The following is a 26087-nucleotide window of genomic DNA, read 5'->3' as shown; positions in this document are numbered from 1 at the left end:
AAACACAAAAAACTGGGCCTGAGAATTGTTTTTCATGAAACTGTCAATGCAATTGAAATTATTGAAGTCATTGCTATTGGTAAGAGAAGTGATAACGAAATTTATACAATTTCTGAAAAACGTATAAGAAACAGATGAAGCTATTTTAACCAACCTACATAAAAGAAAGAAACACCTACTAACATATTCAAGAAATTAAAAGTAAATGAGATAAGAAAACTGGAACTACTTTCACATATAAAAAAATGAAAATTCATTCAAATTAAAGTATAATAAAATAAGAACAAGTTGTTACTAAAGATAAAATTTTTAGAATAAAAAATTACCGTAACTAATTAATATTTATATAAGAAAGTGGATGATTCCAATGTGCAAACTATAATTATCAATTCTTAATATCCAATTTTGTTATGAAATCTCGGTAGGTGATTAACATGAAAAAAATACTATTTACTCTATTATTTAGTTGTTTAGCATTATTTTGTCTCCCTATTTCTGTAAGCGCTGACACTACTGGTGACCTCACCGTAAAATTCAATGAATTACAATTTACTGTTGAGGATTATAATGTTCCTAATCCAGAAGTGATCTATTCAAAATCAGGGGTCACAGAAGTTGCGACTGTTATTGATCGCGATACTGGAAAAGTTGTTGAAACTATTGAACTTATCCCAGACCTTTCTCGCTCTACAATTACTTCACATACATTGATAAGAAGTGCAACATTTGCTAGAACTACACTTCAATTAAGTGTAAATATTGAGCTATATAATAATGGTTCTTTCCGTCAAATTAACTCAGTTAAAGGTTATTACCTAGGAATAACAAATTTTATTGCAAACACATTTATTGAAGGGAAAAATGTTAATGTTTGGTCTCCAAATGGATACCCTACAACAAGTATAAAGTATGCTTATAATGGTACTTTAACAGCAGTTATAGACAGTAATGCTTCAGGTCAAATTAAAGCAGAGTTGTTAGGAGCTGGTTTTAATTTTGGAGGTAGTATTGGAGGCAAAACTTATTATAGAGTCCCATTTAATCAAAACGGAACTATTAGTCTATACTAACTTAGGAGATAATCGATATTATGAATGAAAAAAAACGTACATATTTTATTTGTGCAAGTATTATTATTTCATCTATAATTTTAGGACTCTTTATTTATTACGGAATTTATAACGGATTTGACGTTTTGGGTCAATTTATACACGATGGCCTCAGGATAATTAGTAATAATCTTAATACTACTAGTAGTATTAACTAGTAGTATTAGGTAGTTAATAGTAATAGAATTTAAATAAAAAACGGTAATTTAGTGAATGCTGATTGCCGTTTTTTGATTGCTAATTCCAATAACCATTGATAGTGTAAAAAAGAATGTAAATGTTTAACAAAAGATTTGACAAATGGTTTGTACCGAAAAAGTCAGATTGGTTTTAGGAAATTATTCAAAGAAAATTAAAGCTACGTTGAAACATGATGATATTGGGGGCATCAAATCTTTCTTCTTTTAAGTTTTACAAAACAACATTTCAATATGTTCTACCAATTGAAGGCTATTTTTTAGAAAACAACCGTTGCCACCAGCTTTTTTTAGTTTCTAACAATAATGTTTCATTTTTCATCGTGAGAGCTCCAATAAGCTGCAGCTGGCTGTTGCTTGTTTCGATCATGTCAGCAATCTGCTTGTCTTTTTGATCGATTTGATCGACTAGTTGAGTGCGTTCACGCTCAAAATCCTCACGTAATTGATCGATTTGATCTTGTAGCATCTTTTCTACACGTGCGCTAGAATGTGTAGCATCATCTATATTTGTATCGACATCTTCTACAATACATCTATCCAATACATATTGCGTTAGACTTTTGTTTTGTTTTTTAGCCAGCTCTACAAGTTTTTCTTTTTGCTCTTTTGATACACGCATGCTGATTTGTACACTCATTTTTCTCACCTTTTTTTGTCAATTATATACGATATACATAATGTTATGTATATCAATTATAGCACGTTCTATACTTTTTCTGTACAACTATTTCATTAAAATCGATTCTAAGCCCCCATTTCCTTATCAAACCCTTTAAAAAATGAAATAAAGGGGGTTGGGAGGGTAAATATACCACCCCAACCTTTTAGGTTCTTAAAACGCATTATATAACGTTAAAAAGCGACATAAGAAAAAAGCATGGTTTATTCAACCGTGCTTTTTTCTGTTTTATAGTCTATAACTAGGCTATTAGACTAGTTAGAATTTTCTTCCGAAATAGTAACCGACTACAAAAGCAGGTAAAAAGAACAACATACGCAATCTCCTTTTTATTTATTTTAACACTATAGTATCATTAAAAGCACAGATAGTAAAGCCCTTTCAGAGTCTAAAAAGATGTTCTATAGGTTCTTTTAAAACTTTAGCTAATTTTAAAGCTATTTCTACGGATGGTATTGTTTTACTATTTTCTATTAAGCCTATCATTTGCCTTGAAGTATTTATTTTTTTAGCTAATTCTTCCTGTGTCAACCCCTCTCTAACTCTAAAATGCTTTATATTGTTTTGATAATTATTTTTTTCTGACACCCTGGCACCTCTTTCCATAATCGTTTATTAGTTCTGTTCTTTCTGTCGTTTTGTTACTCTAACCTCCCCAATATTTCTTTTTTCCGCTCCTCTAGGTCGATTTTTGTTTCTTCTGACGTCTCGTTAACATAATCAGGTTTGGACCACTTTGGTACGTTTGTTTCTTTTACTTTTGAACTGTACTTATTATCTTCCCACGCGTCTCGGGCTTCTTTATCAAAATGGAATCTGTAAGATGTGACTTTCGGTCTGCCACGTTCTCCCCTTTTGCGTTTTGCTTTTACTTCCTCTAACCTCAAGTTTGGATAGTATTTTTTTAATTCCTCCAAAGCTGGGTTTATGATTTTTTCTCTAATTTTTGTAGCACCGTAGCTGTCTGGGATCGCTAAATAACGTTTGAAATTTTCTACCGTTACGACCCAAAATCCTGTGTCTGCAAACTGACGCAAAAATTTGTATATGTCGATAGTGTACTGTTTACTAAAGCTGTTCCCGATCTGTAGCGGAAATTTTGTATATTCGTTCGCAAAGTCTTTTATCAGAGGAAAGTAATCAGGATTAACCCGTACCGTTATTTCTCCATTCTGTTTGTCGACTTTTCTAGCTGTAAATAACATGAACTCTTCGTAAGATGTTTCAGTTTCAATCTCTGTTATTGATAGAGATAAAATCTTACGAAAAGTCTGACGAATTAATCTGATTCCATCTTCTAGCGATTTTGGCTTTGCTTGTGTCAAATATATAAAACGTTCATAATCAATCGTAATCTCGCTGCCATCCGTTTCTTTAATCAGCCAAATCAACGTCATTAATATTTTCTTTTGTACTAATGAGAAGTCCTTCAACGGAACTGCATTAAAGTCATTAGAATACTTTGCTACTTCTCTAATTTCATTTTTTTCTTCTTCCATAGCAATAAAATCCTTTTTCATTTTATGCCACATATTGTATCACAAAATCATATTTAATTCAATAATAAAATCCTTTTTCATTTTATTTCGGAGAAAGTCACTTTATTCTCGGAGAAAGTCACTTTATTCTCGGAGAAAGTCACTTTATTCTCGGAGAAAGGGATTTTATTCGTCAGCTTTCCTTAGAGCCTCAAGGGATAGCCAGACCCTACAATATTACTTTACAATATATATATACAATATTAATTACAATAGCGCTTCGCGCTTATAACCATATCCATTTTATAACAATGAAAATTAAGTCGCTTCGCTCACTGCCTACAAGGGGAAGCTGGATAACTTAAAGTCTCATTATGGCATTATAGTTTAGATGAAAATTAAAGTTTTACTTATAAAGCCAATAAGAATTGATTAACTCTTTAATTTCGTATAGACAATAGATAATCTTTTTAAAAGTTAGTTTCATTAGCCTAAAGGTGATTAAAAGCATTGATATATCTAGATTACTAGACTAATTGAATACAACTTTGTTAATAAAATCCATAAGGATTTTATTTCGGAAAAAGGGATTTTATTACTAGGCTAATAATCAAGCTATCTACTCAAATCTAGGTCATCTCTATCAAATGTCCTATCTCCATCTTCCAACTCAAGATCCTTTCTCTGAATGATCTTTTCAGCAATCTCCTCACGTTCTTGTTCTGTCAGATAATATTTTTGGTCCTGCAATTGAGATCTGTATTTGTTTCTATCTTCAATTACAGCCGTTAATTCTTTAGATAAGCTATCATTTTCTCTAAGTAGACCAGCCATTTCTTCTTTTAGTCTAGCAATTGTAGCCCTCAGACGTTTTACAATTCCTAGACCGAGAATATGCTCTTTGAAATCACTCAGCAACTGCATCAGCGGGCCAGAATTAGCCCTACGTGCCAAGTCATCAAAATCCTTTTCTGGAACCATAACATAACGTTGTTTTTCCTCGCCAAATCCTTTCTCTTTGATTCGATAGTTCCGCTTATCGTCGATTGGTTTATCTGCAATCAGCTGCATCTTCAACATTGCATCGACAGTTTTATCTTCGATTCGTTTCATATCAAGCTTTTCAGACTCGCTCATGATCTCATCGTTCATCTGCTTAATAATTCTAGCTTGTTGCTTCTTACTAGCTTTAAAAGCTTCATCTCTTTTTTGGATCATTTCTTCTTGTTGTTTCAATCTCTCGTTTAACTCATTCATCTTTTCTTCATGAGCCTTTTCTTCTCGCTGGATTTTAACAACCTGACTTGATCTTCGATTCTCAATATATTCCATCGCGTCTTTATATTCACGCATATCCTTGATATCATTGGTTTGCCCAGCTTTTCTATCGATTCCGATTTCATGGACAAACTCATGCAGACGATGGACTTCTGCATCTCTAAACGCTTTAAACTGCTCGTGTCCAGATGGTCCAAATCCTTCCTGTTCCAACGCTTTTCTAAATGACGGTTGGACTGAAAGCCCATTTTTGTACCCATTCGCTGTTGGAACGACATTAAAATGTGCATGAGGGGCCCCACCTTCGTCCAGATGGACGATTGCGTTGTAAATAGTCATATTACCGTGTCGTTCGTTAAAATCGACCACGTAACGTTTTAGAGCCTCTCCAACTTCCTGCTTTTCTTCAAAACTCAATTTTTCCCAATCTGCCTTATTGCCGACTGCAACAATGAATTCCCTTTGTAGGTCCAAGTTTTTGGACTTCTGGACGTGTTTATAATAATCATCGATTTTACGATCCTTGCGCTTTTGCTTTGCGTTGTAAGCATTCAACGCATCGTCAAATAGTTCGTGATAAACGTCTTTGATATCGCGTTTGAAAATCTGAATATTGTATTTCGATTTTTCACGTTTAATGTGCTTGTGAGCGTCGCTTTTAAATTCCTTTTCTGTCAGCTCTCTGTTATTGTGTCTAATATTCGTTTTACGTGGATTCGTCTTAAAAGATAATGTCATTGTTTTATTCATAATTTAAACCTACCTTTTTAAAAGTTACTATTTTTAAAAGCTACTAATAGTATGCCATCTTTTGTTAAAAATAAAGACAAAACAGAAGAAAAAACGCAACACTCAAAAAGTTTAACTAGGCTAATAGCCTAGTTAATAAAAATCATGGATAGATATAGAGATCCATGATTTATCAATATCATGGGTTTGTATATAAGTCCATGAAAAATAAAAATTATGGTCTATATAGTTGTCCATTATTTGAATATAAAATGGACTATATAGAAGACCATAGAAATATAGAATAATGGGCTACATAGTAGACCACGAAATAATAAAATCATGGAACATGTATAAATCCATTATTTATATAAAAAATGGACTACATATAGGCCCATTATTGGGCTTAAACGTGGTCCAGTATACAAAACCATTAACCAGCTTTAAAAATGCGCAAGGTAGCCCGAAAAACGGGCTAAGACGCAGCGCTATCGCTATTCTGCGTCGCTATTGTCGATTGAAAACAGACGTAAAAATAATAATCTACAGTCGGGATTTAGCAGGAGTTTCTGTTACTCTTTGGCAAAGAGTAACGTTTTTGCACCTTTGACATTGCTTCGCAACGTACAAAGGTAAAACGCTCCTGCGGAGGACTTGGGTTGCACCCCTTTTTTGTCCCATCATGGCCCAAAAAATTCACTGCGTTTTTCGGCCCACTTTTGTGGTCTCGAAAAAAATCGGCGCGAACAACGCACCGAAAAAATTGCCCCCTGCAATTTTTGCTTGCCCATCTTTTGCTAATAAAATAATTTCAGTTCCGCTAAAATTATCAGCAAAAAATGGTCTTCGCCCGTCGCACGAACCAGCGTGCGATTTGTCCGCGAATCACGCAGACAAAAAAAGAGAGCTTGTAACTCCCTACCATCATTATTTTAACTAGGCTATTACTGTAGTTAATGTTTGCGATTCGACATATATTCATCGTATGAGATTTCCAATGGCTCATAAATTGAAATAGTATTAAGCTCAATTATCGGTTGTTTCGTGTCGTTTCTTTTTTTCCGTTTTGCTGTATTATCCAATGACATATTTGAAGCATCGTTATCAATCATCACTAAATTATTAAGCGACACATGACTTCGTTTATCCTTTTCATGATCGTAATAATTAAGACGATAACTGCTACCAGTCCGCGAAGAAACTCGAACAGCTCTATCTCCATCATATTTAGATAGCAGTTCAATTGCTGTATCATACTTTTTGGATAACTCTTTTAACGTTGATTCGTGTCTTTCAACTTCGAAATCTTGAGATGCAGCCAATTTTTCTAACTCTTCTGCATCAGTTGTTTTATTTTTGGCAAGATGTAATTCTTGCAGAATGACACGATGTTCGCTCATCTCTTTCTCAGTACTTTTGTTATAAATTCTATAAAGCAGATCAAGACACTTTTCAACTGACGTTGTATTCGTATGTTTAGAATCTTTGATGGATAAAGAGAGAGACGATGCAGAACGCAATCGGCTACGGCCAATTGTGATAGCATTGTTTGAATTTCCTTCGTTTGCGTTTTTTTCTAATGCAGCCACCTCTTTCTCTAGTCTATCCAAAACAGCAGTAGGAGCAATAACGATATACTTGCTACCAGATACAATTTTCCCGTTATTCATTTCGGCTAGTGGTTTTTCGTATACAACATATTCGTTATGTCTTCTAATCAAGTCGTCAAATCCTTTGTACATTTCGGACAAATTCATTTTTTCTTACCTTCTTTCTTGCTAGCTTTTTAAGCTAGTTTTTTCTTACGAAAGTAGTATGCCATCTTTTTGAAGAAAAACGCCTTTTTTTTTGTTTTTTTTTACTTGAGAAAATATTGTTAAAACATCTTCGTGATGTTATAATTAGTCGAGCATTTTATACGATAGTATAAAATGCACTAGGCGACCCCTAGAACTTGCTTCCTCTTTTGTGAGAGAATTGTCCATAGTTCTACCTCGCTTTGACCTTGGCCGAGGATTCAAGATTTTTTTGGCCCAAGGAGCAAAAGATGAAATTTTACTTACGTAAAACATCTAAGAGTCTAACTCTTAGCATCGAAGTGAATGCAACCTTAATTAGCTGGTTAATCGCTTCGTTCATCAGCTTTATTACAAAATAAAGCACTAAAGCCCACTATCACCCAATAGTGGGCTTGTTTTATATAAAAAAAAAGCGTTTCCCCAAACGCTTTTTTCTATGTCCATAAGTAGTTTGCCATTTCTTTTCTCCTTTTTTCAATGAAAAATAAACTTTTGATAGTTTATGATCCTGGAAGGAGCTTCATTCATCGCCAAGAGCGAAAGATGAAAAATAGCAACCTTAATTAGCTATTATTGTTATATCATAGTTAAGATTAAGAGTCAAATGATTTATAGAAATAATTTATTTTATTTGTAAAGCTTTTATAAATATATTTTGGCACCTAGTCGTACTTTACAACTTTCCGAAAAATTGATCTTTTTCGGAAAGTTGAACAATAAGCAAAAAAACAGCCCAACCGTTGGGGCTGTAAGTAATTTTAGCGATAGATTGTCCGCCCTCTAAACTGAAATCAGCTCAGAATGACTATCTCAGCATCATTTTTTGACAATTTATGCAAAAAAATTATCATTGAGAAAAAACAGTTTGAAAAAATCGTCTTTTTTGTGTATAATATACACAAAAAAGAAGAGGTGATTTAAATGGCTATTACAACTACAAAAGCAAGATTGAATCTAAGTATTGACTCTGAATTAAAACAGGAAGTTGGTGAGGTCTTAAACGAGATTGGACTTGACTATACTACAGCAATTAATTTATATTTCAATAAAATCAGACGTGATCGTAAAATTCCATTTGAACTTGAAGCACGAAAAAATTTAACTGTCGATGAATTTCTTGGTTCAAATTGGCGTGAAGGTTTGGAAAATGTAGAGGATGGTTGGGATTGAGTTATAAAGTTGAATTGATACCTGAAGCGCAAGATGATTTTTATAAATTAGATAATAGTCAAAGTCTTCATGTTAAAAAGTCACTTATCAAGTTAGAAAATCAAGGGATGCTTGCCGGAGAGGCTCTTCACGGTAATTTAGCAGGTTACAGGAAGTTAAAACACAAAAAATTGGGCCTGAGAATTGTTTTTCATGAAACTGTCAATGCAATTGAAATTATTGAAGTCATTGCTATTGGTAAGAGAAGTGATAACGAAATTTATACAATTTCTGAAAAACGTATAAGAAACAGATGAAGCTATTTTAACCAACCTGCATAAAAGAAAGAAACACCTACTAACATATTCAAGAAATTAAAAGTAAATGAGATAAGAAAACTGGAACTACTTTCACATATAAAAAATGGAATTTCATTCAAATTAAAGTATAATAAAATAAGAAAAAGTTGTTACTAAAGATAAAATTTTTAGAATAAAAAATTACCGTAACTAATTAATATTTATATAAGAAAGTGGATGATTCCAATGTGCAAACTATAATTATCAATTCTTAAGCTGTAAATAGTAATGCTTCAGGTCAAATTAAAGCAGAGTTGTTAGGAGCTGGTTTTAATTTTGGAGGTATTGTTGGAGGCAAAACTTATTATAGAGTCCCATTTAATCAAAACGGAACTATTAGTCTATACTAACTTAGGAGATAATCGATATTATGAATGAAAAAAATCGTACATATTTTATTTGTGCAAGTATTATTATTTCATCTATAATTTTAGGACTCTTTATTTATAACGGAATTTATAACGGATTTGACGTTTTGGGTCAATATATAAACGATGGCCTCAGGGTAATTAATAGTAATTTACCTAATATTTTTAGGTAGTTAATAGTAATAGAATTTAAATAAAAAACGGTAATTTAGTGAATGCTGATTGCCGTTTTTTGTTTGCTAATTCCAATGACCATTGATAGTGTAAAAAAGAATGTAAATGTTTAACAAAAGATTTGACAAATGGCTTGTACCGAAAAAGTCAGATTGGTTTTAGGAAATTATTCAAAGAAAATTAAAGTTACGTTGAAACATGATGATATTGGGGGGCATCAAATCTTTCTTCTTTTAAGTTTTACAAAACAACATTTCAATATGTTCTACTAATTGACGGCTATTTTTTAGAAAACAACCGTTGCCACCAGCTTTTTTAGTTTCTAACAATAATGTTTCATCGTGAGAGCTCCAATAAGCTGCAGCTGGCTGTTGCTTATCCAATCATGACGAAGTATTAAAAAAAGCTTCCAACACTATTAAAGCAATTAAAAGTGGGAAAACTTAATCCGTTTAGAAAGATAAACATTTGTCTTTTTTCACATTTTTGCATCGTCTAAATTAACTATTAAATAGTGAAAGGGGGTAGTAAATGGATAAAGTGATAAAAATCGTTGGCGTGTCTTAACGCTTTTATCGGTTGGCTTTTCGTCTTCTTCTATGAGACTGACCTAGTTTATAGTGTCACAGTGCCTCAGATATGAACGATAGCCTTCAAATAAAGATAATCAACAACAAAATAAACAAGAATAGGGAAAAGTCTTTAGGATCAAAAAACGCATAATATTAGGTTTTGAAGAACCTTGATACTATGCGTTTTATTGTGGGGAGATTTACTTTATTTTCTCCTGAAATTGAGTTTTTACCTAGTATCGTTTTACTTCCGATTAGAGATAACAAATTTATCAATGAATAGTAAGTGATATAATGCAAGTACAAATCCCCAGAAACTACCACGAAGAGAGAATTCTTGATGATTAAGAGGAAGCAAATCACGGTTTCCTATATAGATGCATGTTAAAATCACAAATAGAATCCAAAATAAATCAGTCCATTTATATTTTGAAAAATATTTTTTTAACATAATAACACCTTCTTTCTTTGCTATAATAACATTATATAATAAAATGTAAGCGGATACAAATAAGAAAGGAGAAAAGCTCATAAAAACTACTAAATTTTTTGTAGTTGCTATTTCTACAGGTATCTTAACTTTTAGTCTCGCTTCGACGTCTCTTGCCTTTGCGCAAAGTTTGGCACACCACCAAAATCTCATGATGCAAAACTCCAGACTAAGCGAGTTGTTCTTGAAGAAAGTAAAATTTATAGTTTACAGGATTTATTCAATTCTTCTAATTTAAGTGTTGAAGAACAAGAATAAATTACTAAAGAAAAACTAAAAATTTATGTACAATTGACTAAACTAAAGCTAAACCATTGATACAACTGATTTAGAAGCATAAAATACATTCTTTAAAAAGTGTATTTTATTTTTGTTTTGTAAATTATTCTGAAACTACTTTCACATATAAAAAATTGAATCCGAATTACTGCAGGCCTATAATAAAGATAGGAATAATAAGAATTCTTCCTAGAAAGGAGTATACTGTATCATATGTGACAGTATTATTAATGAATCATGAAAAAAATAATTACTATAGTACAGTGCATTTTGTTCCTCGTGTCTCCTTACATAGCTAGAGAACTATGCTTGATGAGTAAAAATCTGGTGGATAATATGTTCCTCACATTCTTTATCATGCTAACAATTTCTTTTTGGCTTGGTATTTGGAAGTTGGGAGATCTTGTGGGAAATCCAAAATAGAAAGTAAAAAGTTGTGCTAGAGATGAGATTTTTATTTATTTTAATTATTAATACACCTTATTTCTTTTATTTAAAATGGAAGGATAAGCCTAAACAAAAAAATAAGTCCTTTTGTTATCTTTATAAGTTTTACATGATTTACTTGTGGTTTATCCTCATAATTTCCGTAATGGCTATCGGTATTTTATCCCTTGGAGTAGTAGCTGGTATGGGAAGAAAACTTCCGTTTGGTTTCTTTGTTATATCTTTTTTATGTATAGTTCTATTTAGTTTCTATATTTTTAGTATTCTAAAAGAGATAAAGGACTTAAAGCAAATAAAAGGTAAGTAAATATTAACTAAGAGAACTAGCTAACTAGCTTAAGTAAAATATAACACGGCCATGATTCATGAGCCGTGTTTTTGTATGAATGTACAATTGAAAAATTTTTAGTTTTCACTTAAATAAAGTACATAATTGACAATGATTAGCTAAAAACATTTTTTGGTTATCTTAGAATTGAATGTTTAGAATGTGTGGTGGAGGATAAGAAGCCTTATTCATATTTGGATAGGCAAAAGGTTTTTTAGAAAGTAAAAGTATCTAACAACATCTTATGTCGTGAGCAATTATAAAATTAGTCAATTTCTTATAATTAATTTTTGAAATTTATTAACTATTATATAGTAAAAAAGGAGACTATGCGCTAGTCTCTTTTTTGTCGCTTAGATTTTTATTAGAAAAAATAAATTATTCTTTTGGTAATGAGTATACTTCGATATGATTTCCAAGTATTTTAATCTTGACTGGAAGTTTATCTGATTTATCACCGTCAACATCTGATTCTAACTCAGTATCAGAAGAAATTCTAATATTTTTTGCTTTAATATATTCGATGTGATCATTTGACACAACATCTCCTTTTAACAAATCTGGAATTGCAGATAGTTTAGAAAGGATGGAGGCATCTTTTAAAATTAAGATATTTCCATATCCATCTTTATTTTCGTCAAATAGTTTTTTATCAGCGTAATAGTTGGATAATAAGACTAAGACTTGACTGGCCTCACCGTTATAACTTCCATTTTAAGTTTCAATATGAATATTAAACACATCGTCTTTTATGATTGACTTCATTGTATTTAATGCATATGCGAAGATCCCAAATTTTGTTTTATTTTCTATATTTTGAAAAATTTGAACACAAAAATAATGCCATGTTATTAACTTTTTCCTCTTAATACACTGAAAAAATGGTAATGAAGATATTAAAGATTATTAGTTATCATTTTCTCTCTTTTGCATAGAGAGAAACTCTTGAAGGAATAGTTTTTTAGCCTCTCCATCTGATGAAGTATCTAAATCCTCGATAATCATTCTGGCTACTTCTTCGCGTGAGGTTGTTCCGTACTCTTCTAACAATTTATAATCAATCCGTTCTTCAACGTTTGTATACGGGTAACGATCAAGTAAGTCATCGATACGATTATCAAATTCATACTCAGTCCATAACTCTTCAAAGACATCCCTATAATTCTCTATATTAGACTCTGAAGCAATTAAAGATAATGTATCCAAAAAGCCAGATTTATATCCTTTTATTTCTGAACAGAGAGCTATGACTTCATCTTTATTAATTTTGGTTAAATCTTCTCGGATGTCTAACAAGTCCTTATCTCTAAAAAGTTTTTCAAAACCTTCAAGTTGAGTATTGAAGCTGCTTAGTTTTGAATGCTCTGGTTGAACCAATATTTCTCTAAAATCCATAATAATCTCCAAATTTCTCTAAATAAAATATTAGAGTGTCGTGAATAGACACTCTTGGAATGGTAGCTAAAAGTCAAATTAGCTTGTAAGGGCTTACATATAAATATTATACATTTTATAAAAGTATACGTCAAATTTTATAAAAAATTCTCTATAAAATATAGTATTTTAAAAAAATTTTTTAAAAAAGCTCAAATTTCTATCGAATAGAGACTGATATACCATCTTAAATTAAATATAAAATACAATAAAGTAAATCTTTTATTCATTTTATTAGTGATCGAGATAGAACAAATAATATAGAAAACAAACAAGACTAAACACGCTTTTATAGGAATATAAACAAATGAGTATAAAAATTAGCATAAATTAAAATGTTGTGAAAACGAAAACAATCTTACTATATAAAGGTTTGTTGTCGAATAAGAATATTTATGCTTTTTAAAAATACCCAAGCATTTTAGTTGACTTTGTTTGGGTAAAGGTTTATAGTTATACCAATCATAGAAAAATATTTTGGAAAAAATATCCAAAATAAGATTTTAGCTAAAATTCTACTATTTATTTTATCAATTCAAATTGATAATATTATTAATCAATGGAGATAGATAATATTTAAATAAATATTCTTTGATTTAGAAAGGTGGCCCATTATGCTATGGTCTATTATTGTAGGAGGCCTTATTGGTCTCATTGCAGGAGGAATTACTAAAAAAGGTGGTTCAATGGGTATCATTGCTAATGTTTTAGCAGGTTTAATTGGTTCATCAGTTGGACAATCCCTTTTGGGCACTTGGGGCCCATCTTTAGCAGGCATGGCATTGCTTCCTTCAATTGCGGGAGCTGTCATTGTTGTTTGTGTCGTTTCATTCTTCTTAGGGAAAAAAGAATAAAGTTCTTTTTCAAGAATAAATCATAATCTTTAAGACAGGGCAAGGTTATGATTTGATTGTATTCGTGAAAGGATTCAATATGTCAAAATCTAAGAAAATACTTTCTCTTATATTTTGTATTTTAATCTTGACAATTTTGATTCCTATTTTGCTAGATTATCATAAAGTTAGCGGTTTAGAGCTCCATTTGATTAATTGGAAGAGGATTTCTTTTTTAGGATATTATCTTTCTAGATACATTTTTTGGGGTACTTTAGTTCTTTCAATTTTAATTTTATTATCTATGTTAGTGATAGTTTTTTATCCTAAACAACATTTAGAAATAGAGTTAGAAAATGCTGGTGGTGAACTAAAACTAAAAAGTTCTGCTATTGAAGGATTTGTTCGTAGTGTGGTTAATGAAAATAACTTCATTAAGAACCCTAAAGTTCGTGTAAATAGTCGGAAAAATAAATGTTTAGTTTACGTAGAAGGAGAAATTCTTCCTTCAGATAATATTATTAAAAGAACCCAGTCTATAAAAGATGAAATCGGTAATGGATTAACACAGTTTTTTGGACTAAACCATGGTGTTAAGCTTGATGTTTCTGTAAAAGATTATAAGCCTAAAAAACCAACTAAAAAAACTGTGAGTCGTGTAAAGTAAGGAAATAAAAAATGGAATGGTTTAAAAAATACCAGTATCCACTCCTGTCTGGGTTAGCAGGTATTATTTTAGCTTGCCTCATTCTCTCCTATGGTTTCTTTAAAACATTATTTGTTTTAATCTTCGCCGTCTTAGGAGCTGGAGTTGGATATTATTTACAACAGAAAAATTTATTTAAATAAAAGGAGTTTCATATGTCAAACGAAAAAAATATCAAAGAAACTAATGCGAAAGCAGAAGATGTTAAACAAACTAATGTAAAATCAGAAGAAGTGAAGGGTGAATTGACTTACGAAGACAAAGTCATTCAAAAAATTATCGGACTTTCTTTAGAAAAAGTAAATGGCTTGTTGGCTGTTGACGGAGGATTTTTCTCTAATCTAACTGATAAGATTATCAACACTGACAATGTTGCTAACGGAGTAAACGTTGAAGTTGGAAAAGAACAAGTTGCTGTCGACTTGAATGTCGTGGTTGAATATCAAAAGAATGTTCCTGAAATATACAAACACATTAAAGATGTAGTTGTATCACAAGTTTCTAAGATGACTGACTTGGAAGTTGTTGAAGTGAATGTGAATGTTGTTGATATTAAAACAAAAGAACAACATGAAGCTGACTCAGTAAGCTTGCAAGATCGTGTGACTGGAGTTGTTGAATCAACAGGTGAATTCGCATCTGAACAGTTTGAAAATGTTAAAACAGGTTTAGGAAATGGATTCTCAGCAGTTAAAGAAAAAGTTGGTGAAGGCGTAGAAGCTGTAACTGACTCTTCATCAAATGAAAAACCACGTGTTCATTAATTTGAATTTGGATATATAAAAACATATACAAACGGAGGTAAGACCATGTCTACAGAAGAAAAAGTAAACCAAGCAAAAGGAGCAGTCAAAGAAGGATTCGGTAAATTGACTGGCGATAAGAAAACAGAAAAAGAAGGGGCTGCTGAAAAAGTAGTTTCTAAAGTTAAAGAAGTAGCAGAAGACGCAAAAGATGCTGTTGAAGGAGCAATCGAAGGCGTTAAAAATATGATTAAAGGTGACGACAAATAGTTGTCAAGATAAAAGATGGTAAATGGTCATAAGCCAACTAATAGGTTAAATGACGATCAGATTTAATTCGAGTAAAAATTATTCATAGAATAAATAAATTATAACGGAGGCAAGACTATGTCAACTGAAGAAAAATTAAACCAAGCAAAAGGTGCTGTAAAAGAAAAAGTTGGTGAACTAACTGGCGATGAAAAAACAGAAAAAGAAGGAACTGCTGAAAAAGTAATTTCTAAAGTTAAAGAAGTTGCCGAAGACGCAAAGGATGCTGTTGAAGGAGCAATCGAAGGCGTTAAAAATATGATTAAAGGTGACGACAAATAATAGTTATTTGTTATCATTCAATCAAAACTAGTCTATCCTAAAAAAGCACCCTAAATTCTATAGTTTTTATATCTACTATAGAAGATGGGGTGCTTTTTGATCAAATTTTTAAGAGGTTGTTACTATACAGATATGTTGAGAATCTAAAAAAATCTTTTAATGATATAAGCAATTAGCTACATTTCTGCTTTTCTTTAAAAATTAACGAAACACACACTTTGTATTTATTTTATACATTAAACAAATGTAAATAACTATAAAAAATAAAGTGAGATAAGACATAATTTAAAAGCAGAAAAATATATATAAATCAATATACAATAGAATGATTCAACATATATTTTCTATTTGTTTATCACAAACAATAATACTATTTAGGTATTTTGTTTTATAATTTAATATATTTAAACAATTTTAAAAAAGTCAAGTATTTTAGTTGACTCCATATAAAAAATAGTCTATAATTATATTATCCCTAGAAAAGTAAGCGCTTTAATTTTTTATTCAATAAGAGACTTTTAGTTAAAAAATTAAAATACAAAAATGTTATATTCATCATACTTGCTTATTGAATATGATTTAAATAGTGTTTCTTTGAGATAGAAAGGAGTCCTATTATGCTTTGGTCTATTATTGTAGGAGGTCTTATTGGTCTCATTGCAGGAGGAATCACAAAAAAGGGTGGTTCAATGGGTATCATTGCTAATGTTTTAGCAGGTTTAATTGGTTCATCAGTTGGACAATCTCTTTTGGGTACTTGGGGACCATCTTTGGCAGGTATGGCATTGCTTCCTTCAATTGCGGGAGCTGTCATTGTTATTTGTGTCGTTTCATTCTTCTTAGGGAAGAAGGAATAAATTTCTTTTTTCAAAAATAGATCATAATCTTTATAACAGGAAAAGATTATGATTTGATTGTAGTTTTGAAAAGATTCGTTATTTCAAAATTACAGAAGAAAAAGGCAACTAAGTAAAAGATGCTGTTTAAGGCGCAATCAAAGATATAAAGAATTTATTTAATCGTGATGACAAATAAGTCATAAGTATAATCGATTTTTCGTGTTAGATCAACATACTCTATACAATTTTTAGTTCTGTTCATATTAACTTTTACAATAAGATTATATAGGCTATAAGCCGATATAATCAAATAAACCTAAGTAAAGCACTATTTCAATTTAACTGAATGATGGCACACTTAGCATAAGATTTAAGCGAAAAATCGATTTTCTTTTGATATAAAATAAAATATATTACAGATGGAGGTAATAGTATGTCTACAGAAGAAAAAATCAATCAAGCAAAAGGTACAGTCAAAGAAGGATTCGGTAAATTGACTGGCGACAAGAAAACAGAAAAAGAAGGGGCTGCTGAAAAAGTAGTTTCTAAAGTTAAAGAAGTCGCAGAAGACGCAAAAGATGCTGTTGAAGGAGCAATCGAAGGCGTTAAAAATATGATTAAAGGTGACGATAAATAATTGTTAATAGTCATCTTTTAGTCCCTAATGACGCATTCTAATTAGCTCCACTATGGAGAATAGAGTGCGTTTTTGATTTTGTGAGATTAATTTGCTATTGTAACAGACATCTTTAAAAATTGCTGTTATCATAGATATTTTCGTAGTATTCCTGTAATGGTATTTTGTTATAACATAAACAATTAAGGAGGTATTACATTGGATAAACTATTGATTCTACTATTTTTAACGATTTTGAGTATGCCTTTAATTTCATGCTCTAATCAAAGAAATCAGACTTTGGATGGGGAATATTATTGGGTTAGTGAATCTAGAAATGAACGAGCATTTACTATCTCAGGAAATAAAGGGATACTTGATAGTAGTGTTGCTGACAACTTTGTAATTGATCGAAAGAATGAAACAATTGAGTTAATGGGCTCGCAAATGTTAAACCGTACAACAAGTTATATATACGAAGATGGTGTCTTTACTGTAGATATTTCTGGTGTAGAGCGTGATTATTATAAGAAAGATAGTGAGGCTTATAAGAAGGCACTGAAGGATTTAGATGAAAATTGACCACAATAATTAATCTTTTCTTTTGCTCTTGTCATTTAACGCTTATCCTATACAAAGGGATTGAGCGTTTTTATATTATAGTCTTTCTTGGTTATGAATTGATTCTCAGTTTTCCTAGTGTACCAAATCCTACGAATTTGACAAAACTATATAAATTTGCTATAATAAATTTATATAAGGAATTGAATTAAATTACTACAACTAAGAAATATCCTTTAAATAATAAGCTAGCCTTGTTGCTTACTGTTACTTATAAAATAGAACAAGTTGTATAAATAGAAAGTGAGATTACTAGATGAGAATAACAAGTTTTAGAGATATGGACACCACTGAAGATTTTGAATTTGTAGAAGAAAAAATGGGAGATTATTTCCGTTGGGGAATTGCTGATTTCTATTCACTTCAACAAGCTACATATTGGATTGGTGATCTTTTAAGAAAAGAGCCTAGCGCTAATTTTGAAGTAAGAGCACGCCTTTCAGGAAGTGAAGATGTAGATGACTATGAAAGAATTGTGTTGTACGAAGGAGACCAGTGTTTTGATTCTTGGTTTTTAGAAGAGAAAGCAAGCTTCATGGCACCATATTCTATGATACTATTTCTCAATAAGGATACAAATGTGGCGTATGCTATTGAGAAAAATGAATCTGATGAGCCTGGACATGTGAAATATTTATGTGAGATAAGAAAATAAGAGAGTTGAAAAACTCTCTTTAAATTTAGTTATTAGTATATTGACAATTTTATTTTTCAAAACCTTTTGATAAGAAGAAGGCGACCGACCATAAAATAGTTATGGAAATCAAACATAATAAAATACTTGCATTACTAATTATTAATCTCTTCTTGATTGTGCTGGTTTTATTACATACCCAAGAATGTAATAAAGCAGTATGAGCAGATAATGTTTTACTAGAAGCATTTACTTTTTCTGCGGATTAATTTTCATCAAAAGGGTCTCAGGCTATAGAAGAAGAGCAGTATATGGTCATACACTACAAGAGAAACTAAATGAAGAATTTGATAACGTTAGAAAACTTTTATAATTATTTGGTACAAAAAACAAAATGACAAGCAAAAAAGCCTTGGTTACCAAGGCTTTTTCCTGTTGATTTAGATGTCCCCTGTATGGATTTGGAAAGGAGTTTTCATATTGAGAGTAATTAAAAATATTGAAATATAAATGAATTTCGGAAGGTGCTTTTAGGTGTTTTCAATATCATGATTTAAAAATGGGGCAAAAAACCTACTGAATTGAACTGTTTAGTAGCTTAAATATATCATGGTGCTATCTAAAAAGTTAATTTTATAGAGTTTGTTGGGATAGTTACTGAGTTTTTTGTTTAACATTCAAACTTTATTATTATATCAAAAAAATAATTAGAAAAACAGACTTGTATTATTTTGAAATTTGTATATGATGAAGGTGTAAGAACTATAAAATAGCCTGGTAGAAAGGGGAATGAAAGAATTAATCAGGCTATATAAAATTGGTAATTGGTATTTAATGTTGGAAAACAAGAAAGGAAAAGGTAAAAAATGCAAATACATAAAAAAATTTTTATAGTGGCGTTGGTTTTATCTATTTGTATCTCACTATATTTTCTTATCAATCCGTCTAATATCTTCACCTTTCCGATCCGTGTGCATGAATTTGATGACACATTTAAATATTACATGTTTGTGAAGATTGGAATTGTATTATTATTTATCAAATTCTTACTGGATATATGCTTAGAGTATATCAAGAATTGGTTTAAAAAGTTTTGATATATCTTCACACAAAAGAGTCTGAGACAGTGTTTTGTCCCAGACTCTTTTTTGAGTTGTGAGCTCTGTTTTATAGATTCCACTGCTTGAGGGAAATTTCGCCACTATTGAGCCAGATTTCTTCTTGATTTTCTAACTGGACCAAGAGTTGGCCGGTATCGGAGATGTCTTTGGCGAGGCCCTGATAGGTCTGCTGGTTCTGCTCAAAGGTGACAGTTCGTCCTAAGACCAGGGAGCGCTCTTTGTAGAGGTAGACCAGTTCATCGATATCCCTATGAAGAAATTCTCTCCAAATCTCGCTGATGAGGTCATTGCGGGTGATGGGACAAGGGCCTTCAAATAAGGAACCAGCCTTACTTTCTAGCTCATCTGGAAAAGTAGAGATAGCCAAATTGAGACCGACTCCGATAATGACATCCGTGACAAGGCCAGTCTCGATGGATGTGATAGCTTCGGTTAGGATTCCCCCAATTTTTTTATGGCGATAGTAAATATCATTGACCCATTTGATATCGACATCGATCAGGGTCAGATTTTTAATAGCCTTATAGATGGCTCCTGCGACCATGAGGGTATAAGGGGGGAGCTCCGCAGGTGGGAGTTGGGGCTTGAGATGAAGAGACATATAGATGCCGCCTTGATCGGGAGAGTAGTAGTCGCGACCAAAGCGGCCCTTTCCAGCAGATTGGGATTTGGCCAGGTAGAGAGCCCTGCCCTCTTTATGGGCTTCCATGCCTAATTTTGCGTCCAATTGGGTAGAATGACATTCTTCATTCAAAGTAACGGTCAACTGGGTATTGTTTGCGATGACTTCAGGAAGCAGAATATCGCCTGAGACCAGTCTATAACCCTTCTTTTTTAGGGATTCGATGACGACCCCATCTTTTTCCAGGCGCTGAATAGCTTTCCAGATGGAGGTGCGAGAAACACCTAATTCTTTTGCCAACTGTTCCCCGTTGACGTAATCATCTGCCTGAGAAAGGGTTTGAAAGAGGATTTCGTGTGTTTTCATAAGACTAAGACCTCCTAGCGACTGCTGTCTCGAATCGTCAGTTTGGTGGCTAATTTGACCATGCAGGGAACACTTGATTGACTCCCTTGAAAGGTTTGCCGCAACAGCTGAATGGCTTGCTTGCCCATTTCTTCTGTGTATACGGTCACTGTAGAGAGGGCCGGAAAGACATACTTAGCAATCGAGGTATCATTGAAGGAAATGAGACTGACGCGATCAGGTACTGCGATTTGGTGCTCCTGAAGGGACCGAAGGGCCCCAACAGCTATGGCATCACTGGCCATGAAAAAGGCAGTTGGCAAGTCGTCGCCCAGTGCTTGAATCAGCTGCTCCATCATCTGATAGCCTGACTCAGTTGAGAACTGACCGACAGCGACAAAGCGCTCCTCATAAAGCCCTTTTTCCGTGAGAAACTGTTGAAAGATTCGTTGACGAGGATCCATCTGAAGCGGTGTCGCATCTGCGGTCTCTTCTTGCCCAACCAAGAGTCCGATCTCCTTGTGATGATGCTCAAGGAAATGCTCGAGAGCGGTGATAACAGAATCTTCTAAATCTGTCGTCACGCAAGAATGCCCCAGATAGAGGGTATTGCTATCGACAAAGATCAGGGGTTTGCCGTAGCTTTCTAGATCTTGAATGGTCTTGGGACTGAATTTCCCAAGAGCAATAATGCCGTCTGCCTCCTGAATCAAAGACCAATCGTCCTTGTTAAAGATACGAAAGATCTCATAGCCTAATTCCTGGGCTTGTTTCTCCAAGCCCATCCGAATGGCATAGTAGTAGAGGTCCTCTAATTCTTCTTCGCGCGTGTACCATTCAAAGATGACGATTTTATGAGAATCTTCGACTGGTTGAGGCGCTGTTTTGCGGCTTTTCTTTTGGTAATGCAGGTCCTCAGCGATGCGAAGAATCCGACTGCGCGTGTCTTCACCAACCGATAAGGTCGCATCCTGGTTGAGGACGCGAGAGACCGTTGCCTGAGAAACGCCTGCTTTTTCCGCAATGTCTTTAATCGTTGCCATAGTTCATCCTTTATTGATTTCTACTTCCAGTATACTCTAAAAATTAGTAAAAAGAAATAAAATTTTACTAAATTTTATGTTTGTTGCGATATTGGCTAGGAGTTAGGTGGCTATAGGCCTTAAAGGCCTTTGAAAAATAGAGGGGATCTGAAAAGCCAACAGAGTAAGCCACGATCTTGATGCTCTCGTCTGTATTGGTCAGTAACTGCTGGGCACGCTGCATGCGGACTGAGTGCAGGAATTCTTTGGGAGAGATCTGGTGAAACTCCTTAAAAACAGTTGTTAGGTAAGACCGATGGACATTGAGGTCATCGGCGATCTCTTGAATACTTAGATGATCTTTATTGTAATGCGTCTCAATCATATGCTTGCAGGTCAGATAGAGCTGATAGGTGGGAGATGGATGGCTCCGATGGATATCGGGAGCCACTTCACTGATAAGAAATAGCAGTTCATAGATCTGAGAGAGAAGGTGGAGTTGGTAGTGCGAGGTCATCTTAGAGTCCTCTGCCTTGTGGACAAGCTGCTCCATAAACAGCCCGATCCGCTCTGTGTCCACCTCTGTTTTCTTTAGAAAACCTTTGGCATGTATGGTTGAAAAGCGCATGAAATCACTCACCTTGGTGCCACTAATCCCAATCCAGTAGTAGGACCAAGGATCTTCCGCGTCTGCCTGGTAGTAGGTCACCATATTTTTAGGGAGAAGGAAGAGATCCCCGGCTTCTAAATGGATTTCATTTTTATTGATGTGAAAGACACCTTTTCCCTTGGTGATAAAATGCAGAACAAAATTGTCTCGAAAGCTAGGACCAATTTCATAATTCTTGGGGCAATCTTCGTAGCCGTAAAAATCAAGGGCTATATCAATGGTGTCGGTTTGGTATTCTGAAAAGACTAACATAGGTAAACCTCCTACCTAACATTTTACCATATAAGCCCAACAAAATTCCATTTTCGAAAGCGTTTACAACATTTAAAATAAAGACATGTGAAAAAAGAAAAATATTGGAACTGAATATAAAAATACATAGTGATATTTTTAGGGTCCAATGGAGGAAGATATGGCAATTCGTATCGAACAAAATTTGTTCTATGTAGAAAGTAAGGGACTGAGCCTCATCCTTGAAAATCGAGATGGCTACCTGATGCTCAAGCATCTGGGACGTCCGATCCCGTCTTATCATTTTTCCAATACCGTGCATGAGAAGGACCATGCTTTCGCTGGAAATCCAACACCTGACAATCGAACTTTTAGTCTAGATACCCAGCGACAGGTCTTGGGCCAGCACGGACTAGGAGATTTTCGAAAACCGTCTATTCAGATCCAACACGGTGCTACAGAAGTGACGGATTTCCTCTATGTTGGAGCTAATATCTACTCTGGCAGTGTCGAGGCAACTGGTCTTCCCAATTCACATACAGTAGATAGTGCTGAAACCTTGGCCTTGGTCTTTGAAGATGATCAAGCGGCCTTGCGTTTGACCCTCTACTACACCGCCTACGAGGATCGGGCAACCATCACTAGCTTCTCAAAGATTGAAAACTTGAGTGATGAAAAGGTTGTGATCCACAAGGCTCTCAGTGTGTTGGCCGATCTGCCAGCCAGTGATTACGATATCATCACTCTGCAAGGAGCTTATGCGAGAGAAAAAACAGTTCGCCGTCAGCAAGTGGAGCAAGGAATCTTCTCCATCAGCTCCAACCGTGGTGCTTCTGGACATGCCCAGACTCCAGCCCTCATTCTTGCCGATCATGAAGTGACAGAAGATGCGGGCTCTGCTCTGGCCTTCCAACTGCTCTACAGTGGAAATTTTGAAGGATTTGTTCAAAAGAATCAACTCAATGAAGTTCGGGTTGGATTGGGGATCAATCCAGAAAACTTCGCTTGGGAATTGGAACCAAATCAGAGCTTTGATACGCCAGTGGCCATGATCACATACTCCCATGAGGGCTTGACCGGTCTCAGTCAAGAGAGTCAAGCATTTGTCCAAAACCATATCATTCCTAGCCCCTTTGCTCATAAAGAACGTCCAATTCTTATCAACAACTGGGAAGCGACCTACTTTGATTTCAAGAAAGACAAATTATTGGAGCTAGCAGACGAGGCTCAAAAAGTGGGGATCGAACTCTTTGTTCTTGATGATGGCTGGTTTGGCAATCGTTATGATGACAATCGGGCCCTCGGTGATTGGACTGTCAATGAAGAAAAATTAGGTGGAAGTCTAGCAGAATTGATCCAAGGCATCCACGACAAGGGACTTCAATTTGGCCTTTGGGTGGAGCCCGAAATGATTTCTGTTGATAGCGACCTCTACCGGGCTCATCCGGACTGGGCTATTCAAGTCCCAGGCTATGAACACACCTATTCACGGAATCAACTGGTGCTTGATTTCGCAAATAAAGAAGTAGTAGCTTATATCAAGCAGGTCTTGGATGACTTGCTTGGAAACCATGAGATCGACTATATCAAATGGGATATGAACCGCAATATCACCAAGCTTGGAAATGGGAAAACCTACCTGGAAACTAAGATGCAATCCCATGCTTATATCTTAGGTCTCTATGAAGTGGTTTCGTACTTGACGGAGAAGTACGACAACATCCTCTTTGAGTCTTGCTCCGGTGGTGGTGGTCGCAATGACCTTGGTATGATGCGTTACTTCCCGCAGGTCTGGGCAAGTGATAATACGGATGCCATTGCCAGACTTCCGATCCAGTATGGTTCTAGCTACCTCTATCCTACCATTTCTATGGGGGCTCATGTATCAGCGGTTCCAAATCACCAGATGGGAAGGATGACACCGCTTGAAACGCGAGGTCATGTAGCTATGATGGGAAATCTGGGCTATGAATTGGATCTAACCAGTCTTCCGCAAGAAGAGTTGGATAAGATCGCAGCTCAAGTCGCTCATTACAAAACGATTCGACCACTTGTTCAATTCGGAAAACACTACCGCTTGATCAATCCAAGCCATGGTAGCAATCAAGCAGCCGTCCAGTTTACTTATCAAGACCGCACAGTTGTAACTTATGTACGAGTCTTATCAACGGTTGAGGAGATCGAGCCGACCCTGAAACTCAAAGGATTGGAAGAAGATGCGCTCTATAGCTTAAAAGGGACGGACCAAGTCTATTCAGGAGCTGAGCTCATGTATGCTGGCTTAACCGTCATTCTTCCTCAGGGAGATTTCCTCACTAAACAATATGTTTTTGTCAAAAAATAAAAGGAGACAGCCAAATGAAATGGTATAAAAAAATCGGACTTCTTGCGACAACAGGCTTAGCCTTGTTTGGGCTTGGTGCTTGCTCCAACGAAGGTAAATCGGCGGATGGCACAGTGACCATCGAGTATTTCAACCAGAAAAAAGAAATGACTAAAACTTTGGAAGAAATCGCTCGTGATTTTGAAAAGGAAAACCCAAAGGTCAAGGTCAAAGTTGTCAATGTACCGAACGGTGGTGAAGTATTGAAAACACGTGTCCTCGCAGGAGATGTACCAGATGTGGTTAATATATACCCACAGTCCATCGAACTACAAGAATGGGCAAAAGCAGGTGTCTTCGAAGATTTGTCGAATAAAGACTATCTGAAACGCGTGAAAAATGGCTATGCTGAAAAATATGCCGTGAACGGAAAAGTCTACAACGTTCCCTTTACAGCCAATGCTTATGGAATTTACTACAACAAAGATAAATTCGAAGAACTGGGCTTGAAGGTTCCTGAAACCTGGGATGAATTTGAACAGTTAGTCAAAGACATCGTTGCTAAAGGACAAACACCATTTGGAATTGCAGGTGCAGATGCTTGGACACTCAATGGTTACAATCAATTAGCCTTTGCGACAGCAGCAGGTGGAGGAAAAGAAGCCAATCAATACCTTCGTTATTCTCAACCAAATGCTATTAAATTGACTGATCCGATTATGAAAGATGACATCAAGGTGATGGATATTCTTCGCATTAAAGGTTCGAAGCAAAAGAACTGGGAAGGCGCTGGCTATACAGACGTTATCGGAGCCTTCGCGCGTGGAGATGTCCTCATGACACCAAATGGATCTTGGGCGGTTACAGCGATTAATGAACAAAAACCGAAATTTAAGATTGGAACCTTCATGATTCCAGGAAAAGAAAAAGGACAAAGCTTAACCGTTGGTGCAGGTGACTTGGCATGGTCTATCTCAGCTACTACCAAACATTCAAAAGAAGCCAATGCCTTTGTGGAATACATGACCCGTCCAGAAGTCATGCAAAAATACTACGACGTGGACGGATCTCCAACAGCGATCGAAGGGGTCAAACAAGCAGGAGAGGATTCACCGCTTGCTGGGATGACCAAATATGCCTTTACGGATCGTCACTTGGTCTGGTTGCAACAATACTGGACCAGTGAAGCAGACTTCCATACCTTGACCATGAACTATGTCTTGACAGGTGATAAACAAGGAATGGTCAATGATTTGAATGCCTTCTTTAACCCGATGAAAGCGGATGTGGATTAGGAG

Annotated in this window: 25 protein-coding genes and 2 pseudogenes; 16 read left to right on the top strand and 11 right to left on the bottom strand. The window is 34.6% G+C overall.

Features of this window, described 5'->3' with window-relative positions:
* Positions 1–138 (top strand): annotated as a pseudogene (locus tag PCY11_RS04295) (addiction module toxin RelE); the annotation flags it as partial.
* 296 nt (positions 139–434) lie between these two features.
* Positions 435–1070, top strand: a complete 636-nt coding sequence (locus PCY11_RS04290) for a hypothetical protein (RefSeq protein ID WP_049484037.1) — start codon at positions 435–437, stop codon at positions 1068–1070.
* A gap of 489 nt (positions 1071–1559) precedes the next feature.
* Here PCY11_RS04290 and PCY11_RS04285 read toward each other — a convergent pair whose 3' ends face one another.
* From PCY11_RS04285 to PCY11_RS04265, 5 genes are all read right to left on the bottom strand, one after another.
* Positions 1560–1946, bottom strand: coding sequence for a hypothetical protein (locus PCY11_RS04285; RefSeq protein WP_079453657.1), 387 nt, complete (start codon positions 1944–1946; stop codon positions 1560–1562).
* A gap of 423 nt (positions 1947–2369) precedes the next feature.
* Positions 2370–2576 carry a helix-turn-helix transcriptional regulator gene (locus PCY11_RS04280; RefSeq protein ID WP_231082287.1) on the bottom strand — a complete coding sequence of 69 codons (207 nt, stop codon included), beginning with the start codon at positions 2574–2576 and terminating at the stop codon, positions 2370–2372.
* A gap of 53 nt (positions 2577–2629) precedes the next feature.
* A complete protein-coding gene (locus tag PCY11_RS04275; RefSeq protein ID WP_199805146.1) occupies positions 2630–3508 on the bottom strand; it encodes a replication initiation protein in 879 nt (292 codons plus the stop codon).
* 573 nt (positions 3509–4081) lie between these two features.
* Entirely contained in the window at positions 4082–5494 is a 1413-nt protein-coding gene (locus tag PCY11_RS04270; RefSeq protein WP_301362522.1) for a plasmid recombination protein, read from the bottom strand.
* A 932-nt stretch (positions 5495–6426) separates the two neighbouring features.
* Positions 6427–7230: a hypothetical protein gene (locus PCY11_RS04265; protein ID WP_301362521.1), complete on the bottom strand. Its 804-nt coding sequence runs from the start codon at positions 7228–7230 to the stop codon at positions 6427–6429.
* A gap of 963 nt (positions 7231–8193) precedes the next feature.
* Here PCY11_RS04265 and PCY11_RS04260 point away from each other — a divergent pair.
* Positions 8194–8442 (top strand): type II toxin-antitoxin system RelB/DinJ family antitoxin, encoded by a 249-nt coding sequence (locus tag PCY11_RS04260; RefSeq protein ID WP_001018847.1) that lies wholly within the window; start codon positions 8194–8196, stop codon positions 8440–8442.
* Positions 8439–8738, top strand: a complete 300-nt coding sequence (locus PCY11_RS04255) for a type II toxin-antitoxin system RelE/ParE family toxin (RefSeq protein WP_301362520.1) — start codon at positions 8439–8441, stop codon at positions 8736–8738. Before PCY11_RS04260 ends, PCY11_RS04255 begins: the two co-directional genes overlap by 4 nt.
* 1400 nt (positions 8739–10138) lie before the next feature.
* Here the strand turns inward: PCY11_RS04255 and PCY11_RS04250 are convergent.
* The 3 genes and pseudogenes from PCY11_RS04250 to PCY11_RS04240 form a co-directional block, all read right to left on the bottom strand.
* Positions 10139–10345, bottom strand: coding sequence for a hypothetical protein (locus PCY11_RS04250; RefSeq protein WP_037608378.1), 207 nt, complete (start codon positions 10343–10345; stop codon positions 10139–10141).
* Positions 10346–11816: 1471 nt separating this feature from the next.
* Positions 11817–12251 (bottom strand): annotated as a pseudogene (locus PCY11_RS04245) (diacylglycerol kinase family protein); the annotation flags it as partial.
* A gap of 93 nt (positions 12252–12344) precedes the next feature.
* Positions 12345–12833, bottom strand: coding sequence for a hypothetical protein (locus PCY11_RS04240; RefSeq protein WP_003010649.1), 489 nt, complete (start codon positions 12831–12833; stop codon positions 12345–12347).
* Between the two features lie 653 nt (positions 12834–13486).
* Between PCY11_RS04240 and PCY11_RS04235 the strand changes: the two genes are divergently transcribed.
* The 10 genes from PCY11_RS04235 (at position 13487) to PCY11_RS04190 (ending at position 18476) form a co-directional block, all read left to right on the top strand.
* The gene (locus PCY11_RS04235; protein WP_003007835.1) at positions 13487–13726 is read left to right on the top strand and encodes a GlsB/YeaQ/YmgE family stress response membrane protein; all 240 of its coding nucleotides are present in this window, start codon (positions 13487–13489) and stop codon (positions 13724–13726) included.
* 79 nt (positions 13727–13805) lie between these two features.
* Positions 13806–14372, top strand: a complete 567-nt coding sequence (amaP, locus tag PCY11_RS04230; RefSeq protein ID WP_070846576.1) for an alkaline shock response membrane anchor protein AmaP — start codon at positions 13806–13808, stop codon at positions 14370–14372.
* Positions 14373–14383: 11 nt separating this feature from the next.
* Positions 14384–14554, top strand: a complete 171-nt coding sequence (locus PCY11_RS04225) for a DUF2273 domain-containing protein (RefSeq protein ID WP_021153478.1) — start codon at positions 14384–14386, stop codon at positions 14552–14554.
* Positions 14555–14566: 12 nt separating this feature from the next.
* Positions 14567–15175 (top strand): Asp23/Gls24 family envelope stress response protein, encoded by a 609-nt coding sequence (locus tag PCY11_RS04220; RefSeq protein WP_021153477.1) that lies wholly within the window; start codon positions 14567–14569, stop codon positions 15173–15175.
* 45 nt (positions 15176–15220) lie between these two features.
* Positions 15221–15424, top strand: coding sequence for a CsbD family protein (locus PCY11_RS04215; RefSeq protein ID WP_021153476.1), 204 nt, complete (start codon positions 15221–15223; stop codon positions 15422–15424).
* 117 nt (positions 15425–15541) lie between these two features.
* The gene (locus PCY11_RS04210) at positions 15542–15745 is read left to right on the top strand and encodes a CsbD family protein (RefSeq protein ID WP_049472676.1); all 204 of its coding nucleotides are present in this window, start codon (positions 15542–15544) and stop codon (positions 15743–15745) included.
* A gap of 617 nt (positions 15746–16362) precedes the next feature.
* Positions 16363–16602 (top strand): GlsB/YeaQ/YmgE family stress response membrane protein, encoded by a 240-nt coding sequence (locus tag PCY11_RS04205; protein WP_070846575.1) that lies wholly within the window; start codon positions 16363–16365, stop codon positions 16600–16602.
* A 415-nt stretch (positions 16603–17017) separates the two neighbouring features.
* Positions 17018–17221, top strand: coding sequence for a CsbD family protein (locus PCY11_RS04200; RefSeq protein ID WP_021153475.1), 204 nt, complete (start codon positions 17018–17020; stop codon positions 17219–17221).
* A 198-nt stretch (positions 17222–17419) separates the two neighbouring features.
* On the top strand, positions 17420–17782 hold the full coding sequence (locus PCY11_RS04195; protein WP_042759940.1) for a hypothetical protein: 363 nt from the start codon (positions 17420–17422) through the stop codon (positions 17780–17782).
* 295 nt (positions 17783–18077) lie between these two features.
* Positions 18078–18476: a hypothetical protein gene (locus PCY11_RS04190; RefSeq protein ID WP_070846574.1), complete on the top strand. Its 399-nt coding sequence runs from the start codon at positions 18078–18080 to the stop codon at positions 18474–18476.
* A gap of 1146 nt (positions 18477–19622) precedes the next feature.
* Here PCY11_RS04190 and birA read toward each other — a convergent pair.
* The 3 genes from birA to PCY11_RS04175 all read right to left on the bottom strand — a co-directional run bounded on the left by birA (position 19623) and on the right by PCY11_RS04175 (position 22487).
* Entirely contained in the window at positions 19623–20564 is a 942-nt protein-coding gene (gene birA / locus PCY11_RS04185) for a bifunctional biotin--[acetyl-CoA-carboxylase] ligase/biotin operon repressor BirA (RefSeq protein WP_125826428.1), read from the bottom strand.
* Positions 20565–20578: 14 nt separating this feature from the next.
* The gene (locus PCY11_RS04180) at positions 20579–21586 is read right to left on the bottom strand and encodes a LacI family DNA-binding transcriptional regulator (RefSeq protein ID WP_070846572.1); all 1008 of its coding nucleotides are present in this window, start codon (positions 21584–21586) and stop codon (positions 20579–20581) included.
* Between the two features lie 67 nt (positions 21587–21653).
* Entirely contained in the window at positions 21654–22487 is an 834-nt protein-coding gene (locus PCY11_RS04175) for an AraC family transcriptional regulator (protein ID WP_070846571.1), read from the bottom strand.
* Between the two features lie 160 nt (positions 22488–22647).
* On the opposite strand from PCY11_RS04175, the gene PCY11_RS04170 reads away from it, so the two are divergent.
* Both PCY11_RS04170 and PCY11_RS04165 read left to right on the top strand, forming a co-directional pair.
* A complete protein-coding gene (locus PCY11_RS04170; RefSeq protein ID WP_301362519.1) occupies positions 22648–24810 on the top strand; it encodes an alpha-galactosidase in 2163 nt (720 codons plus the stop codon).
* A 14-nt stretch (positions 24811–24824) separates the two neighbouring features.
* Complete coding sequence (locus tag PCY11_RS04165; protein ID WP_049523551.1) at positions 24825–26084, top strand: extracellular solute-binding protein; 1260 nt, start codon at positions 24825–24827, stop codon at positions 26082–26084.
* Positions 26085–26087: the final 3 nt, after the last annotated feature.

Source organism: Streptococcus sp. SP8, assembly GCF_030440045.1.
Classification (GTDB): Bacteria; Bacillota; Bacilli; order Lactobacillales; family Streptococcaceae; genus Streptococcus; species Streptococcus parasanguinis_I.
This window is presented reverse-complemented; position numbering and strand designations above follow the sequence as displayed.

What these genes read in the sequence shown, in the direction of transcription:
- PCY11_RS04275 (WP_199805146.1), bottom strand. Translation starts at nt 3,508, where the DNA reads ATGAAAAAGGATTTTATTGCTATGGAAGAAGAAAAAAATGAAATTAGA.
- PCY11_RS04175 (WP_070846571.1), bottom strand. Translation starts at nt 22,487, where the DNA reads ATGTTAGTCTTTTCAGAATACCAAACCGACACCATTGATATAGCCCTT.
- PCY11_RS04290 (WP_049484037.1), top strand. Translation starts at nt 435, where the DNA reads ATGAAAAAAATACTATTTACTCTATTATTTAGTTGTTTAGCATTATTT.
- PCY11_RS04225 (WP_021153478.1), top strand. Translation starts at nt 14,384, where the DNA reads ATGGAATGGTTTAAAAAATACCAGTATCCACTCCTGTCTGGGTTAGCA.
- PCY11_RS04210 (WP_049472676.1), top strand. Translation starts at nt 15,542, where the DNA reads ATGTCAACTGAAGAAAAATTAAACCAAGCAAAAGGTGCTGTAAAAGAA.
- PCY11_RS04165 (WP_049523551.1), top strand. Translation starts at nt 24,825, where the DNA reads ATGAAATGGTATAAAAAAATCGGACTTCTTGCGACAACAGGCTTAGCC.
- birA (WP_125826428.1), bottom strand. Translation starts at nt 20,564, where the DNA reads ATGAAAACACACGAAATCCTCTTTCAAACCCTTTCTCAGGCAGATGAT.
- PCY11_RS04170 (WP_301362519.1), top strand. Translation starts at nt 22,648, where the DNA reads ATGGCAATTCGTATCGAACAAAATTTGTTCTATGTAGAAAGTAAGGGA.
- PCY11_RS04260 (WP_001018847.1), top strand. Translation starts at nt 8,194, where the DNA reads ATGGCTATTACAACTACAAAAGCAAGATTGAATCTAAGTATTGACTCT.
- PCY11_RS04180 (WP_070846572.1), bottom strand. Translation starts at nt 21,586, where the DNA reads ATGGCAACGATTAAAGACATTGCGGAAAAAGCAGGCGTTTCTCAGGCA.
- PCY11_RS04200 (WP_021153475.1), top strand. Translation starts at nt 17,018, where the DNA reads ATGTCTACAGAAGAAAAAATCAATCAAGCAAAAGGTACAGTCAAAGAA.
- PCY11_RS04265 (WP_301362521.1), bottom strand. Translation starts at nt 7,230, where the DNA reads ATGAATTTGTCCGAAATGTACAAAGGATTTGACGACTTGATTAGAAGA.
- PCY11_RS04285 (WP_079453657.1), bottom strand. Translation starts at nt 1,946, where the DNA reads ATGAGTGTACAAATCAGCATGCGTGTATCAAAAGAGCAAAAAGAAAAA.
- PCY11_RS04215 (WP_021153476.1), top strand. Translation starts at nt 15,221, where the DNA reads ATGTCTACAGAAGAAAAAGTAAACCAAGCAAAAGGAGCAGTCAAAGAA.
- amaP (WP_070846576.1), top strand. Translation starts at nt 13,806, where the DNA reads ATGTCAAAATCTAAGAAAATACTTTCTCTTATATTTTGTATTTTAATC.
- PCY11_RS04220 (WP_021153477.1), top strand. Translation starts at nt 14,567, where the DNA reads ATGTCAAACGAAAAAAATATCAAAGAAACTAATGCGAAAGCAGAAGAT.
- PCY11_RS04190 (WP_070846574.1), top strand. Translation starts at nt 18,078, where the DNA reads ATGAGAATAACAAGTTTTAGAGATATGGACACCACTGAAGATTTTGAA.
- PCY11_RS04240 (WP_003010649.1), bottom strand. Translation starts at nt 12,833, where the DNA reads ATGGATTTTAGAGAAATATTGGTTCAACCAGAGCATTCAAAACTAAGC.
- PCY11_RS04235 (WP_003007835.1), top strand. Translation starts at nt 13,487, where the DNA reads ATGCTATGGTCTATTATTGTAGGAGGCCTTATTGGTCTCATTGCAGGA.
- PCY11_RS04205 (WP_070846575.1), top strand. Translation starts at nt 16,363, where the DNA reads ATGCTTTGGTCTATTATTGTAGGAGGTCTTATTGGTCTCATTGCAGGA.
- PCY11_RS04270 (WP_301362522.1), bottom strand. Translation starts at nt 5,494, where the DNA reads ATGAATAAAACAATGACATTATCTTTTAAGACGAATCCACGTAAAACG.
- PCY11_RS04250 (WP_037608378.1), bottom strand. Translation starts at nt 10,345, where the DNA reads ATGTTAAAAAAATATTTTTCAAAATATAAATGGACTGATTTATTTTGG.